A 16,499-nucleotide genomic window follows, 5' to 3' on the forward strand; every position below is an offset into this window, starting at 1 on the left:
TGTTTGAATCAAGAAAAACATTAGCTTTATGGTTTTTTCACAGTGATTCAGATATAAATGCTAGTAGTGTTCCCAGGTTAACCAGAGTTTATCAGTTTTCCAGAAATTGTTCTCTCAATGGACTTCAATGTATTTTCCATTACTGCATCAATGGGATGAGGTCAAATATGAAAAAACTACGATATCTAACTAGCACATTGAGCATTATCGCTCTGATTGCTAGTAGCACATGGGCTAGTGCCTATGCTGTAACATTTACCCCGCCTGTCAAAAATTCTGCGCCCAGAGACTCCACTGGTGGGGCTTCCCGTGGCAGTATCTTTGTACCCAACAAAGGTAATAGTGCACCCAGACAATCAACCGGTGGGGCTTCCCGTGGCAGTATCTTTGTACCCAACAAAGGTAACAGTGCGCCCAGACAAGCAACTGGTGGAGCTTCTCGTGGCAATATCTTTACCCCAAACCAAGGTAATAGTGCGCCCAGACAAGCAACTGGTGGGGCTTCTCGCGGGAATATCTTTACCCCCAAAAAAGATAATAATGCCCCTCAAGAAGCGTCAGGTGGGGCTTCTCGCGGGAATATCTTTACCCCCAAAAAAGATAATAATGCCCCTCAAGAAGCGTCAGGTGGGGCTTCTCGTGGGAATATCTTTACCCCCAAAAAAGATAATAATGCCCCTCAAGAAGCATACGGCGGAGCTTCCCGTTTAGGTACTTACTACTTGAATCCTGGAACTGTAGCCGCAACCGGGCCAGCCGCCTTAATTGCGCTTCTGCCTGAAAGCTTTTATGGCACCACAACTTCAGCACACCCGACCATTTTGGTTTATCTGCCTGCTTCTAATGCCGAAGAAGCTGTATTTAGCCTCAAGGATGAAGCTGGTAATACCCAATATCAAATGACCATTCCGGTGGTTGGGAAAACTGGAGTCATGGCGATCAAACTACCAGCAGATGCACCTGCTTTAGCTGTTGGTAAAAATTATCAGTGGTTCTTGGCGCTAAAAGTGGATGGAACACTTAGCCCCAGTACGCCTTATGTTGATGGCTGGATTGAACGTATCCAACCAACTGCTGAGTTGACAACAGCAATGCAGCAGTCAGATGCTCTTCAACGGGCAGTTGCCTTTGGTAAAAGCGGGGTGTGGTATGACTGTGTAGCAACAATGGCTACGCTACAAACGACCCAACCCGAAAATCCTACAATTGTTAAGCAATGGCAAGAACTTCTCTCTTCCGTGAGCTTAAAGGATATTGCAACTGCTCCCTTAGTCGCATCAGCTAATTAGGGACTGGACTAGTAGTTCACCAACCCGACATGCTGTGTAGACCTAGCAGGGAGGCAGGGGGCAGGGGTTTAGGGGAAATTGGGTCAATATTCTCCCCCTTGCTCCTCGCTCCCTGTTCCTTATGCTCTGCTCAGACAAGTGTTAGTGGAGTCATCGCTGACGAATCCTAATCAATGTTATGTGCCTCCGGCGAAATTATGTGGCGTAAATTCCAAGGTTTGATGCAACGCTCGCGTAGCGTTTTAATTATTACTCCCAGTGTCGCTCTTACAGTTATTGTTGGGCAGTCATTGGGACTTTTTAATTTGCCGGAGTGGAAACTTCGTGATGAATGGATGCGACAACGTTCGCAAAATACCATAGCTGACGAAATCGTGATTGTGACAATTGATGAACGAGATATTCAATCGGTTGGTAAATGGCCGATTCCAGACTGGTCACTAGCACAATTACTCCAGAAAATCCGATCGCAGCAACCCCGCGCCATTGGCTTGGATCTTTACCGAGATTTACCAGAAGGCAAAGGATATAAGCAACTGGTAGAGGTTTTTCGCAGCATGCCTAATTTAATTGGGGTGGAAAAAATTACTGGGGAGCGTGTCAATCCCCCACCAGAATTGCAAAAACTAGAACAAGTTGGATTAGCAGACTTGGTATTAGATGGCGATCGCCATGTACGGCGTGCTTTACTCACATCTGCTGATGCCAAACAAGACGGAAAAATTAAAGCCGGATTGGCTACGATGGTGGCCCTCAAGTATCTGGAAGCAGACAAAATTTCTTTAGAACCAGTAAATCCAGAGCAACAGAAGTTTCGCTTAAATAATCAAATTTATCTGCCCCTACAAAACCAAGAAGCAGGTTATTCCGATACTGATGTGGGTGGTTATCAAATTCTGCTCAACTGGCATGGTGCTGAAACGTCGTTTCGCACAGTGGCGATGCGGGATGTGTTGGCAGGAACAATCCCCGCCAATATGATGCGCGATCGCATGGTGTTTATTGGCTCAACGGCCTCTAGTACCAATGATTTCTTTAGCACCCCTTTTAGTTCCTCTTTGATTGCTGCTCAAAAACCCACAGCTGGAGTCGTGATTCATGCCAATATTGCCCATCAAATAGTCCAAGGAGCAAAAACAGGTAAAGCAAACCTACATGGTTTTTCTGGCAATACCACGTCATTTTGGATTATTTTGTGGTCTTTGATTGGTTCTGGTGGTAGCTGGTGTTTAGCAAGTTGGCGTACCCAGCGCAACATTCCCGGTGGCAAAATTCTCTGGGCAACAATAGGCATCAGTGGTGGTTTTCTGGTGGGTGGTTATGGAATATTTTTACAGGGTTTGTTGATTCCCATCACCCCAGGGTTAGCTGCCTTTATTAGTAGTGTGATTGCCACAACCAATGCCTATAAACAACAAAAGTTAGAAGAAGCTAACCGACAACTAGAAATTGCCAATTCTCAACTTCTAGATTATTCTAAAACTCTTGAGTTTAAAGTCGAAGAACGCACTCGTGAACTACTGGAAGCCAAACAAGCGGCTGATGCGGCTAACGAAGCCAAAAGTGAGTTTTTAGCTAACATGAGTCATGAGTTACGCACACCATTAAATGGCATTCTGGGTTTTGCTCAGGTGCTAGAGTTATCGCCAAACTTGACCGATAAAAATCGAGAAGGAGTCAACATTATCTATCAATGTGGTTCCCATTTACTGATGCTGATTAATGATATTCTCGATCTCTCAAAAATTGAAGCTCGTAAATTAGAATTGGTAGCAACTAATGTACATTTAGCAACTTTTTTACATGGCGTGACAGAGATTTGTAATATTCGAGCCGAACAAAAAGGAATTGGATTTAACATCGTAGCTGATGATTCTTTGGCGACTGTGATTCAAGTCGATGAAAAGCGGCTACGACAAATTTTAATTAACTTACTGGGTAATGCTATCAAATTCACAGATAGCGGCAGCGTCACATTGAAAATCGATGTGATCGAGCAAAATTTGTCACAAAAGAGCCAGGAAAATCCAGAAATCACTGATCAGAAGATTCGCTTTCAAATAGAAGATACAGGTATTGGGATGTCACCAGAGCAATTAGAGAAAATCTTTTTGGCTTTTGAACAAGTAGGTGAAGCGGGGAGGAAATCTGAAGGTACTGGTTTGGGATTAGCTATCAGTCAAAGAATTGCTGGATTGATGGGTAGTCAAATTCAAGTGCAGAGTAATTTAGGCGAAGGTAGTTTATTTTGGTTTGATATCACAGTACCAATACCAGTTTCCCATGACTGGAATACATTGACGGTGAATGCCAGCAATCAGAAAATCATTGGGATTCGTGGACGCATACCACAAATTTTGATTGTTGATGATGATCGCAACCACCTCTCGATTTTGAGTAGTTTATTACAAAAAATTGGTTGTCGCACTTTAGAGGCAACCGATGGTAAACAAGGGCTACAGGTGGCAACTGAACTTCAACCGGATATGATTGTGCTGGATTTAGCTATGCCAAATATGGATGGCTTTGAGTTAATGGTGCAATTACAAGAAAATCCCCAAACAAGTTTGATTCCGATTATTGTCTCTAGTGCTAGAGTTTTTGAAGAAAATCAGCAACGAAGTTTAGAGGCTGGTGCAACAGCATTTTTACCTAAACCTTTGCAAGTTGATGAACTATTAAATGCACTGCGATCGCTACTTAATGTGGACTGGATTTATGCGGAATCAATATCGCAGTCGTTACCTGCTAAAAATGAGCCATCAGACAATAATAATGAACTGATTTTGCCATCTCAGGAGATTTTGCAACAACTATATCATTTGGCGATGATGGGAGACATTCCCGCGATTGAGGCTATGATTGCCGAATTAATCAAGCAAGATAGTCAATTTACTGTTTTTGCTACTACCTTGGGTAAAATGACTGCCAATTTCCAAACCACAAAAATCCGTAAGTTCTTGAAAACATTTGTTACCACGGAGTCACATCAATGATTACTGAAGCTGTTTTGAAACCAATGCACATTTTATTGGTGGACGATAATCCCAATAATCTCAAGGTGCTATCAGAAGCGATTAAAGGATGTGGTTGGAAAGCACTGATGGCAACAGATGGCGAGTCAGCAATTGAACAAACAGAATACGCCCATCCTGATTTGATTTTACTGGATGTCATGATGCCAGGTTTGGACGGATTTGAAACTTGCCGCAGGCTGAAAGCTAATAATATTACTCAGAATATTCCAGTAATTTTTATGACGGCTTTATCTGATGCTACAGATAAAGTCAAAGGACTAGAAATTGGTGCAGTTGATTATATTACTAAGCCTTTTCAACAGGAAGAAGTGATTGCCAGACTGAAACTACACCTCAAAATCTCCCATCTCACCAGAACTTTAGAACAACGGGTACAAGAACGTACCGCCGAATTAACCCATTCTCTACAACAACTACAACAAACTCAACTACAACTCATCCAAAGTGAGAAAATGTCCACTTTAGGACAACTAGTTGCAGGTATTGGTCATGAAATTAATAATCCAATTGGGTTTATTAGTGGTAACTGCTCTTATATTGAACAATATGTCAATGATTTGTTTCGTTTGGTGGATTTACAACAGCAAAAGCTACCAGAATCAGATCCAGAAGTGGAAGAACTCATCGAAGAAATTGACTTGGAGTATTTATATGAGGATTTACCAAAACTTCTGTTATCAATGCACCAGGGAATTGAGCGTCTCAAAGATATCAGCCTTTCTTTAAGGACTTTTGCTAGGGCTGATATTGCTTCTAAAGTCAAGTTTCAAATTCACGAAGGACTTGATAGTACTATTATGCTATTAAAGCATCGCCTCAAAGACCAAGGCGATCGCCCGAAAATTGAAGTTGTCACCCAATACAGTGAACTACCACCAATTACTTGCTATCCTGGGCAACTCAATCAAGTTTTTATGAATATTATTGCTAATGCTATTGATGCGTTTGATGATTTACATCAAAATGCTGTAAAACAAGAGATAGCAGCTTGTCAATACACCATTAAAATTACTACATCTGTTGATGAGCAGCAAGAAACTGTCACAATTTGTATGGAAGATAATGCTTTAGGGATGCCGCCAGAAGTGCAAGCAAGAATTTTTGAACCATCTTTTACAACTAAACCTGTGGGTAAGGGAACTGGACTAGGATTAGCAATTAGCTATCAAATTATTGTGGATAAACATCATGGCAACATCCACTGCTTGTCTACCGCCGGTCAAGGAACAAAGTTTGTGATTACTCTACCAATTTAATTTTTGGAATTGCCATCACACATTAACTGGTAATCAAAGCAAATATTTTTATATTAAGTGCTGAATCTCAACTCAGCCATTAATTTATAGCGTTTCTCATTCTAGTGAAGTACAAGCAAGAATAATTAACCGCAGATGGACGAAGATGGACGCAGATAAATTTGTACCTCAGCAGACTAGGAAAGGCTATATCTTGATCATCTTGCCCATTGATGTAAAAAATATACAGTTTGAGGGTTCATAGATTTGGCTAGATACCGCACATAAATAACTAATATTTATCTTCTAGAATCAACTGGGATATCTGCACTCCCACCAAGCTTTGCCTTACACTTGTCCTTGAATAATTTTTGTCAATTCAGCACGGCTACGATTTGTGTCGAATAACTAATTATTTGTCGTCCTAACAAAATAATGTCGTCAAACATAAAACCATCCAAAACGTTGCTAAATAAGTGTTTGCAGCGTTTTTTAGTATGTAAACAGTCAGTAGTTCATTTAACACTTTACTTGTCGTCAATTTGAATAATAACAAAATAAAAGTCATCTTTTACAATTTTACGTTTTCCAAAATTTTCTAGCTTCATAACAAATTAGCTGTCGCTTTTTAGCTCGAATAGTGGTATTATAATTTCATTTAGTACAATTGTACTAAATAATACATCCTTATACCGAAAAGTTGCCGCTTCCATTGAGGGGTCAACTGCTTTAGGAAGTTTGGATATTCTCGCACAATAGCGAGATTGTGATTACTGTTTTGAGTATAAATCAAGTTTTCCTATGGATGACATGCCCATCGTCAAGCAAGACGACGAATCTCTGCCTGTTGAAAACAACGATGATGTAGATGAAATTAAGGATGATGAACTAGAAGAAACAAACGTAATTTTCACAGAATTATCGGCTGAGGCAAAACTCAAAATGGATGTGATCCAAGGTCTACTTGAGCCATGCGATCGCAAAACCTATGGTGAGAAGTTAAGAGCAGCAGCAGAGAAACTGGACAAGACTGTACGAACAGTCCAGCGTCTAGTCAAAAAATATCAACAGGACGGTTTATCGGCAATTGTTGAGACTCAGAGAAATGACAAAGGTAGTTATCGGATCGATCCTGAGTGGCAAAAATTTATTGTTTCCACCTTTAAAGAAGGGAATAAGGGGAGCAAAAAAATGACTCCTGCTCAGGTGGCGATGAGAGTCCAAGTCAGAGCAGAACAGTTAGGCTTACAGAAATTTCCTAGCCACATGACAGTTTATAGGGTTCTCAACCCTATCATTGAGCGTCAAGAGCGGAAACAGAAACAGAGGAATATTGGATGGCGAGGGTCACGAGTCTCTCATAAAACTCGTGATGGGCAAACATTAGATGTGCGTTACAGCAACCATGTTTGGCAGTGCGACCATACAAAGTTAGATGTCATGTTGGTTGATCAGTATGGTGAACCATTGGCTAGACCTTGGTTCACAAAAATTACAGACAGTTATTCTCGCTGCATTATGGGTATTAATGTGGGCTTTGATGCACCTAGCTCTCAAGTTGTCGCTCTAGCTTTACGTCATGCTATTTTGCCAAAACAATATAGTGCAGAATATAAACTTCTTAGCGAATGGGGAACTTATGGCGTACCCGAAAATCTTTTCACTGATGGTGGTAAAGACTTTCGCTCTGAACACTTAAAACAGATTGGTTTTCAATTAGGCTTTGAGTGCCATTTACGCGATCGCCCTAGTGAGGGTGGTATTGAAGAACGTAGCTTCGGTACGATTAATACAGAATTTCTCTCTGGTTTCTATGGTTATTTAGGTTCCAATATTCAGGAACGTTCTAAGACAGCAGAGGAAGAAGCTTGCTTAACTTTACGGGAATTGCACCTACTGTTAGTTCGCTACATTGTTGACAACTACAATCAGCGTCTTGATGCGCGGACAAAAGACCAAACAAGGTTTCAACGATGGGAAGCGGGACTACCTGCCCTACCAAAAATGGTTAAGGAGCGGGAATTAGATATCTGTTTGATGAAAAAGACTCGGCGCAGCATTTACAAAGGCGGATATCTCAGCTTTGAAAATATTATGTATCGTGGTGACTACCTGGCAGCTTACGCAGGGGAAAATATTGTACTCAGGTATGACCCTAGAGATATTACAACTGTTTGGGTTTACCGAATAGATAAAGGCAAGGAAGTGTTTCTGTCTGCTGCTCATGCGCTGGATTGGGAAACTGAGCAATTATCTCTAGAAGAGGCTAAAGCGGCTAGTCGAAAAGTTCGCGCTGTTGGTAAAACACTCAGCAATAAATCCATTTTGGCAGAGATACACGACCGTGATACTTTCATCAAGCAAAAGAAAAAGAGCCAAAAGGAACGCAAGAAAGAAGAACAAGCTCAAGTTCATGCTGTGTATGAACCCATCAATCTGAGCGAGACAGAACCACTAGAAAATTTACAAGAAACACCAAAACCTGTAACTCGAAAACCTAGAGTTTTTAACTATGAGCAACTTCGTCAAGATTATGATGAGTAGATTTGATTGAATTTACAGGCTTTTAGTAAATATATTCAGGCGTTAAACCATTATTGATTTTCGGCAACAATCAGAATAATGAAAGATGATTATTGGCAGAGATGGGTACAGAATTTATGGGGAGATGAACCTATTCCAGAAGAATTACAGCCAGAAATTGAACGTCTCCTTAGTCCTAGTGTTGTGGAATTAGAGCATATACAAAAAATTCATGATTGGTTAGATGGTTTGCGTCTTTCTAAACAATGCGGTCGAATTGTTGCACCTCCACGAGCAGGTAAATCTGTTACTTGTGATGTGTATAGACTACTAAATAAGCCGCAAAAAAGAGGAGGTAAAAGAGATATCGTACCTGTTTTATATATGCAAGTTCCAGGGGATTGCTCATCGGGCGAGTTATTGGTTCTGATCCTGGAAAGTTTGAAATATGATGCAACTTCAGGAAAACTAACTGACCTCAGAAGGCGAGTACAAAGGCTACTCAAGGAATCTAAGGTTGAAATGCTGATTATTGATGAAGCAAATTTTCTGAAATTAAATACTTTTAGTGAAATTGCTCGAATTTATGACCTATTGAGAATTTCAATTGTTCTTGTAGGCACAGATGGTTTAGACAATCTCATTAAAAAAGAACCTTACATTCATGATCGATTTATCGAATGTTACAGATTACCGTTGGTATCAGAGAAGAAATTTCCTGAATTAGTAAAAATCTGGGAAGAAGAAGTATTATGTTTGCCCCTGCCATCTAATCTCATAAGGAATGAAACTTTATTACCTTTGTATCAAAAAACAGGTGGCAAAATTGGTTTGGTGGATCGGGTATTGAGAAGAGCTTCAATCTTAGCGTTGAGAAAAGGATTGAAGAACATTGATAAAGATACTTTGGCTGAAGTTTTGGATTGGTTTGAATAATGGAAATCGGTGCGGAAGAACCTCGTGTTTTTGAAGTAGAACCCCTGGATGGTGAAAGCTTAAGCCATTTCTTAGGTCGCTTTCGTCGAGAAAATTATTTAACCTCTAACCAGTTAGGTAAATTAACTGGACTCGGTGCAGTTGTTTTGCGTTGGGAAAAGTTGTACTTTAATCCGTTTCCTACTAGACAAGAGTTGGAGGCTTTGGCATCTGTGGTAAGAGTCAATGCGGATAGATTAGCTGAGATGTTACCACCCAAGGGGGTGACGATGAAGCCCAGACCAATTAGATTATGTGCTGCTTGCTATGCAGAAGTACCTTGTCACCGCATTGAATGGCAGTATAAGGATAAACTGAAATGCGATCACCACAATTTACGCTTGTTAACGAAGTGTACTAACTGTGAAACTCCTTTCCCCGTTCCCGTCGATTGGGTACAAGGCGAATGTCCTCACTGTTTCCTGCTGTTTGCAACAATGGCGAAGCGTCAGAAGTATGGCTAAGAAATGCGATCGCTCAGTTTGTACAAGTTCAAATACGTAGAGGTCACTCGTTTCTAAAAGTTTTGGTTTAATCACCCTCTATCTCGACATTGAGTAGTGTTTCACCTTAAGGTTGATTAAAATATTCAGCAGAGAATTTAATGAGAAATTATTTGTTTTCTCATTCGGTGAAACAGCATCAACACTTACGCAAAATCTATCGAAAGTGGTGATAACTAATGAATTACCACTAGGCAAGAATAAGGTTTTTACTCACATCCTGCATCAGTCTTGTGAGTTCTGTTGATCTGGCAAGAGTCTTGAAGACTTGATTCATTAGAGAGGCTGTGATATATAATACCACTTTGACAAGTTGTAGTTACCTACGATTTTCCATGATTAACCTTTTTTAAGAAGCGAAAGTGTAAGTCAATCCTATAAGGTACGGATTGGCAGTACATTCTCTCATGAAGTTAACCTAAACTAACTAACTAACTTACTTAGTTTATGCTGTGTTAATTAGCCTTACAAAATACTGATCAATTTCTCTATTGATTAGTTTATATGTACTGAATTGAAATTACGTTGAACGATAGATACCTATGACAACTGAAGTAGCCATAATTAATAAAGAAGCTATTGCTTTAGCCGCAGACAGTGCAGTTACGGTAAAAATATCAGATGACACAAAAATTTATAACTCAGCCAACAAACTTTTCGCTCTATCTAAGCTCCATCCTGTAGGTATTATGATATATGGTAATGCTCAACTGACAGGAGTACCTTGGGAGTCATTGATCAAGGTTTATAGAAAAAAATTAGGTGACTCATCATTTCCGAAGCTAAAAGATTATTGTGATGATTTTATAAAGTTTATTACCCAAAATATAAATTTTTTTCCTAACGATTCACAAAAAGGATCAGTTGCAGCTATTGTATATGATATTTTTGAAGATATTAGAGCAGAAATAAAAAATTCTGTAAGAAATGCTTTTGAAAATGCTGGTGCAGAAAATTCAAAAATAAATAAATCTGCTATTAATAAGATTACAGAGGAAGTAATAAATGATTTTTTTGATAATTTAGAAAGCAAAGAAAAAGTTAGCCACTTTTCTGAATCTTTTATAACTAGTATAAAAAAAGAATATCAACATATATTTGAGACAATAATAGAAGAAGTATTTGAAGGTTTGACTATCAAATCTTCTAGCCAAAAGAAATTATTAAATATTGCCAAAAATGTGTTGATTAAAAATACCTTCTCCTCTTTTGCTTCCGGTATAGTGATAACTGGATTTGGAGAAGAAGAAGTTTTTCCTTCTTTACATACATACAATATAGAGGCTGTTTTTGGTAATCAATTAAAATACTCTAAGAATGAAGAAAAATCACATGAGATCGGTTCATCGTACCCTGTTATTATACCGTTTGCACAAGAAGATATGATTTCAACTTTTATAGAGGGTATTGATCCACGTCTTCAGAGATTTTCAATTCATACCTTAGACCAGATTCTTAATAATTATTTTGAAACTATAATTGAACAAGCAAAAAGTTCAATTCCTGATGACCAACCTGATTTTATTAATCGAATTAATACACAATTCCAACATACCAAAGAATTGCTACTTGAAAAATACAATGAAAAAATGATAGAATTTAGAAATCTAATTCACATAGAACCTATTTTAAATACAGTAAGCATCTTACCAAAAGATGAACTAGCGGCGATGGCAGAAGCACTTGTTAGCCTAACATCATTAAAACGTAGAGTAACCACTGATGCTGAAACTGTTGGTGGGACTACTGATGTAGCACTGATTTCTAAAGGGGATGGTTTTATTTGGATTAAAAGAAAACATTACTTTTCTTCTGAATTAAATCATGATTTTTTCGCAAGAAATTCTTATTAATTATGAACTAATCAAGGATTTAATACTGAAGGGGGATGAAATAAATGGGCAGTAGAATTAACGGTCAAATAAAACGGGAAAATAAGAAAGATACTTTTTATTCTTCATTAGAAGAATGGGAAGCTGAAACTTTTCCCAAACTAACCAAGAAACGTGAGCGTAAATTGTTAGAGCGAAAACCAGATTCTCTCGGAGTTGCTATTGCAAATGAAATTTTGAGCGAAATTCGAGTAGAATTATCCAAGCCATGCTAAAAACCTTTGATCAGTTTTAAATGTGATCAATAACCACGTATTTTTAATCAATCTTGGATTGACCTCTTAGGCTTTTATTTGAGCTTGAGATGTTATTATTTTTAATCTCGGTTTTCTGTAGCGCAAATTTACGTTTTTATTAGCTATAATCAAGAAAAGATTAGATATATATTTTTAAAATCAAGATTATAAATCAGTCTATATGATGCTCACCTTTTTTCTCCAAACCCAGGCCTGCTTTGACTGGTTGCAGCCTAGATGGTATGGTCACACCACGATTTGCAGTCAAACTTTAATACTTGGAACAGGAACATAATCATCATCGGTAATTGTTTGTCTGACTCATGCTTTATCTATCGCTTCCAGTCTCATAAATTCACAGAAGAAGGCATCTCAAATTTTCGTTCTGTGGCTGAAAGGCTTAATATAGTAGCGTTTTTGCCCCTGCCATAGACCGAGCAGCATAAAAAGTCTGTTTAAGATGTATTTAAAGTTCTTTGCTTTTTCTGGTAAAAAGGTACACTTTTAGGATGATTATAAATATATAGCATTGCAAAGTGTCTGGAAAGCAACTCGCTAGTCATGTAGTTGTATTACAGTTGCATGAGGAGGTTGTTTTACCCAGTCCTGCGTAATATTAGCCGATGGTAAGGGTTAATTGTCTAATGCTCAGTAAAAATGTGGAAGTTAGAGATTTTTCTATTGTGGTGGTGGCGGATAACCAAAACCCATCAATCTTGAATCCTGACTTTTTGAAGTACAGGCAAATTGTACCCTCTAACTGGGAGTTGGCAATGCCACCTATTTCCACCCCTGCTTTATCTCAAGTCCTATTTAAAAATGGAGTCAATTTAGTAGCTCAGTCCGATAGAATTACTTTCTGGGAAGCATTAGATAGCAATGATCTAGTGTTCCAAATTCCAGATATTTCCTGTAAGTATATCGATATTGTTCCTGCTGTCGATTACAGAGCTGTAGGAATCAATATAAATGCTCAGGTTCTTATAGCAGATAAAGAAGATAATCAAGATACTGTTCTAAGTACATTAATTAGTCCAGGGAAATGGAAACACTTTCAAGGAAAGTCACCAAATGCTGTTGTTCAATTTACATATCAATTAGATGATGCTAACTTGATGATTGCTATCCAAGAAGCAATTATTCAGAAAAATTCTACTAATGAATTAGTAAATATCATTAACTTTTCAGCAAATTTCCATAGAGAATTGAGTAACGGTACTTACCAGGAAAAAGTATTGCGTGTGAAAAATATCATACAATCTTGTAAGAGTGATTTTGATATTTTTATTTCTTTTGTAGAAGAAGCTTTTTTGAAGTGATGGCAGGGTTAACAATATGAACAAAATCTCTTGGGAAAATACCAGGCTCAAAAGTATTAAAAGCAAGGATACGACTTCAAGTTATAAAACAGCAGAGCAAGTTTACCCTGTTTCTACAACCTACGCGAAATGTGCTGTTCCTGTGCCTTCAGCTTCAAAAGCTGCTATCTTAAAGTATCTAAGTCTCAATGGTGTTTACGATATAATAGATTCCTCCTTATTTATCGATACACGTAAGCAACAAGCCTTTGACTGGCAGAAAAATACTAACGCCTATCAAAGAATTATTCACTTATCAGATTTGGAAGATAAGTGGGATGGCTATGATGCTCCTACATTCTCTAAAGAACAGATTGATTTAGCTCTAAACCTCTACTCTAATCTGCGTACTTACTGTATCGATAGAGGGATTGATTTTTCAAAAGTAGAGCCATTTATTGCCCCATGTTCTGATGGTATGGTTTTGTTTGAGTGGGCTGGTAAACGTTTTACTTCGAGACAATTAGAAATTTACATCCCCTTAGAAACAGACAATAAACTTGAATACTTAAAGACTGAGGGCAATTCAGACATCGAAGGAGAATTCCATCTAGAGGAGTTGTATTCTATACTAGATTGGCTATTTAAATTCGACTGTTGATAAATGGCTGAACCCTATCAAGTAAAGCCCTCTGATAAGCTGCTGAGGTGGCTGCATCCAGGTCAAATTCACCCAGAGGAAAATAGACCAACTTCAGCAGCTTTTAGAGATTCTGAGATGTCTGTGGATATACTTTCTCTCACAACAATAGAAGAAAGCTATACCAGAGCTAAAAAAATAGGTAAAAATGCTGTTGTATCTATAAAAGCTCAATTGGTTATGGAAAAAGGTTTAGAAGTTTGCCATAAGCCAGTTGAGGGTAATGATGCTCATGCTGTGGTTTTAGGCAAAAAAACTAATTCATTTTCTAAATTTTTGGCTAATAACTGCGAAATAGAAATTTATCCACCTCATCAGTAAGTAGTGAGTTAAGAGTAGCTTATCTTCTCAGATTTCCCCTTTAAATGCTTTGTCTAAGATAGAAGGTAGTAACGCATCAAGTTCTTTTATTGCTTCTTCTTTGAGTCTTTTCATTGTGTCTACTTTGGTTTGGAATTCATTGAGGTAAGCAACAGTGCGGCGTTGTTCACAGAGGGGTGGAACAGGTATTTTAGCGGCACGAAGTCTACCCAAACTGACGTTGTACTGTCCTGCTGATGTTCTTGCAAAATCAAACAATTGACCAGCAGATCGTAGGTGTCTCAACATTAGTTGCAAGAAGTATGGGTCTATTTGCTGACGATCACAGTGAAGTCGAATAAGATATGATGCAAATGCTGTAGCCTCCGGTAGTGTTGGAACAACAGCACAGCGCCCAACTAACTCAGCACTGCCATTTGTGCGAACTACAAGTATGTCACCCTCAGTCACAAGAACTCGTTGCAAGTCAGTATTAGTTAATAACCCATATTTAATATCGTTAAAATTTATCTCCTCTGATGCTACATTGGGAATTCTTAAAACAGGTACAGAATTGTTGATCCGTCCGTATTCACATTTAACAGATGTACCATAGCCTGCATCTAAAATTAATTCGTTTAATTGCCGATAATTATATTTTTCACCAAAATTATTAACTATTGATAATAGTGCGCTCTTGGTTAATATATCTGTTTCTTCAAGTGCTTGTTGACGTAGCGATCGCACTTCCTCAATCTTCCCCACCAGTTCCTCAATCCGTGCCACAATCCGCCGTTGTTCCTCTAGTAGTGGTAGAGGTATTGTATATCCCAATACATCGTTTGGTCGTATTGCTGCATAGTTAGTTGATCCTTGAGCAGATACCTGATCACGGAATGCTGGGGTGCGAATAAAATAGTCTAAAAATTTTATATCTAGTAACGATTCATTAATTTCAAATAAAAAATAATGACTGCTAACAATAGCTCCATCAAGATTTTCAGGAACAATACCGAATCCGCCTATTTTGGCATCAATTTCAGCAACTAATAAATCATCAGTTTTACAAATCTGTTGTTTTTTAGTTTTAATCTCAGCACCTTGGACAATATCTCTTAGTTCAATTCCTTGAGCGTGTAACTTGACACGACATCGCTTATATTTTTTAAAATCATCAATTCCAATAAATTCTTTCCTATGCTTAATAACTTTTTCTAAATTGACAGCATCCCAGCCTTTACTCATTCTTACCTACCAACAACTGTTGAATTTCTGACATAATCTCAGCCACTCGCTTATCCTTTTCCAAAATATCAGCCACTAATTGCTCAGGTGGTAAATGCTCAAACTCCTGCTGACTATTTGGATTTTTTCGGTCTAAATTATAAACTGCCCAGTAAATAGTATCCCCTTTAGCCTTCTCATCTTTAGCAATCTCGCGCTGAATTTGCTCCTCAGTTTGAGCCTGTTTCACCTCATCCTTAACTACCTGAATCTGATTCTTAATCTGTGCAACTTCGTTCGGTGGCGAAAAGTCGAAAATTGAATCTTGTAAACTTTGGATTTTTTCCGTTAATTCTTTTACAGTCTTGACAAGCTGATTAGCAACTTCCTCGGCTTGTTTCGCTGCATCCCAATGAGGTGTAGCTTCTTTTATCGCCTGATTATAAGCTTCTCTAAAGTTATATTTCCAAGCCTGTTCATTTTCCTCTCGATTCTTCCACCATGTTATACATTCAGCAAAATCTTCATCCTGTATTGGCTTAGTTTTAGTGAAAGTTTTTCGTCCTTCAGGTAATGGAATTTCAAAATACCAAATCTCATTCGTTTGCCCAGAACGGTCAAAAAATAACAAATTTGTGGGAATGCCAGTATAAGGCGCAAACACCCCATTAGGTAAACGGACAATGGTATGCAGATTAAAATTATTGAGCAAATCTTCCTTGATTTTGGTGCAAATATTATCGCTACCAAATAGCACCCCATTGGGAAATACTACTGCTGCGCGTCCTGGTTTGGGTCTTTGTCTGAGACGACGCATAATCAACTGAAGGAATAACAATGCCGTTTCCTTAGTTTGTCTATCTGGGGGAAAGTTATTTTTAATTCTGTCTTCCTCCTCACCCCCAAATGGCGGGTTAGTGAGAATGATGTCCACCCAGTCTTTTTCACCCATTTCGGCAATAGTAAACCGCAGACTATTACCATCATCAATATCAGGATATTCAAATCCATGTAACAGTAAACTCATGTGCGCTAACATCAAGGGCAAGGATTTCGCCTCAGCACCAATAATGCTTTTTTGAAGTATCTGCCAATCTTGTGCGCTACACTGTTTTTTCAGGTATTCATACGCCTCAACCAAAAAACCACCAGTTCCGCAAGCAGGGTCAAAAACATTGGTGACAAGTTAAAGCTGTAAGTCTTTTGTCAAGAGGCTTTGAGAGAATTGTTGAAAAAAAACTGGTCAGACCCTCGTTGAAGATCAGGAAAAGGAGCGACAATTAACT

Annotated in this window: 12 protein-coding genes and 1 pseudogene; 11 read left to right on the forward strand and 2 right to left on the reverse strand. The window is 38.5% G+C overall.

The window, feature by feature from the left end:
• Window positions 1-167 precede the first annotated feature (167 nt).
• The 11 genes from H6G28_RS15640 to H6G28_RS15690 all read left to right on the forward strand — a co-directional run bounded on the left by H6G28_RS15640 (window position 168) and on the right by H6G28_RS15690 (window position 14,010).
• Window positions 168-1,289 (forward strand): DUF928 domain-containing protein, encoded by a 1,122-nt coding sequence (locus H6G28_RS15640; RefSeq protein WP_199332859.1) that lies wholly within the window; start codon window positions 168-170, stop codon window positions 1,287-1,289.
• 197 nt (window positions 1,290-1,486) lie between these two features.
• Entirely contained in the window at window positions 1,487-4,285 is a 2,799-nt protein-coding gene (locus H6G28_RS15645) for a CHASE2 domain-containing protein (protein ID WP_190671970.1), read from the forward strand.
• Window positions 4,282-5,583: a hybrid sensor histidine kinase/response regulator gene (locus tag H6G28_RS15650; protein ID WP_190671972.1), complete on the forward strand. Its 1,302-nt coding sequence runs from the start codon at window positions 4,282-4,284 to the stop codon at window positions 5,581-5,583. Before H6G28_RS15645 ends, H6G28_RS15650 begins: the two co-directional genes overlap by 4 nt.
• A 780-nt stretch (window positions 5,584-6,363) precedes the next feature.
• Window positions 6,364-8,106 (forward strand): TnsB C-terminal domain-containing protein, encoded by a 1,743-nt coding sequence (locus H6G28_RS15655; RefSeq protein ID WP_190671974.1) that lies wholly within the window; start codon window positions 6,364-6,366, stop codon window positions 8,104-8,106.
• 78 nt (window positions 8,107-8,184) lie between these two features.
• A complete protein-coding gene (locus H6G28_RS15660) occupies window positions 8,185-9,021 on the forward strand; it encodes a TniB family NTP-binding protein (RefSeq protein ID WP_190671978.1) in 837 nt (278 codons plus the stop codon).
• Window positions 9,021-9,524: a TniQ family protein gene (locus H6G28_RS15665; protein ID WP_190671980.1), complete on the forward strand. Its 504-nt coding sequence runs from the start codon at window positions 9,021-9,023 to the stop codon at window positions 9,522-9,524. The genes H6G28_RS15660 and H6G28_RS15665 overlap by 1 nt, the downstream gene beginning before the upstream one ends.
• Window positions 9,525-10,105: 581 nt before the next feature.
• Window positions 10,106-11,416 (forward strand): hypothetical protein, encoded by a 1,311-nt coding sequence (locus tag H6G28_RS15670; RefSeq protein WP_190671984.1) that lies wholly within the window; start codon window positions 10,106-10,108, stop codon window positions 11,414-11,416.
• A gap of 44 nt (window positions 11,417-11,460) precedes the next feature.
• A complete protein-coding gene (locus tag H6G28_RS15675) occupies window positions 11,461-11,670 on the forward strand; it encodes a hypothetical protein (RefSeq protein ID WP_190671986.1) in 210 nt (69 codons plus the stop codon).
• Between the two features lie 665 nt (window positions 11,671-12,335).
• Window positions 12,336-13,010 carry a hypothetical protein gene (locus H6G28_RS15680; protein WP_190671989.1) on the forward strand — a complete coding sequence of 225 codons (675 nt, stop codon included), beginning with the start codon at window positions 12,336-12,338 and terminating at the stop codon, window positions 13,008-13,010.
• A 16-nt stretch (window positions 13,011-13,026) separates the two neighbouring features.
• Entirely contained in the window at window positions 13,027-13,650 is a 624-nt protein-coding gene (locus H6G28_RS15685; protein WP_190671992.1) for a hypothetical protein, read from the forward strand.
• Between the two features lie 3 nt (window positions 13,651-13,653).
• On the forward strand, window positions 13,654-14,010 hold the full coding sequence (locus tag H6G28_RS15690; protein ID WP_190671995.1) for a hypothetical protein: 357 nt from the start codon (window positions 13,654-13,656) through the stop codon (window positions 14,008-14,010).
• Between the two features lie 27 nt (window positions 14,011-14,037).
• On the opposite strand, the gene H6G28_RS15695 is transcribed toward H6G28_RS15690, so the two are convergent.
• Both H6G28_RS15695 and H6G28_RS15700 read right to left on the reverse strand, forming a co-directional pair.
• Complete coding sequence (locus tag H6G28_RS15695) at window positions 14,038-15,234, reverse strand: restriction endonuclease subunit S (protein WP_190672010.1); 1,197 nt, start codon at window positions 15,232-15,234, stop codon at window positions 14,038-14,040.
• Window positions 15,227-16,378 (reverse strand): annotated as a pseudogene (locus tag H6G28_RS15700) (HsdM family class I SAM-dependent methyltransferase); the annotation flags it as partial. The gene H6G28_RS15695 and the pseudogene H6G28_RS15700, both read right to left, overlap by 8 nt.
• Window positions 16,379-16,499 lie beyond the last annotated feature (121 nt).

Origin of the sequence: Nostoc sp. FACHB-190 (assembly GCF_014696905.1) — a bacterium.
GTDB lineage: Bacteria > Cyanobacteriota > Cyanobacteriia > Cyanobacteriales > Nostocaceae > Nostoc_B.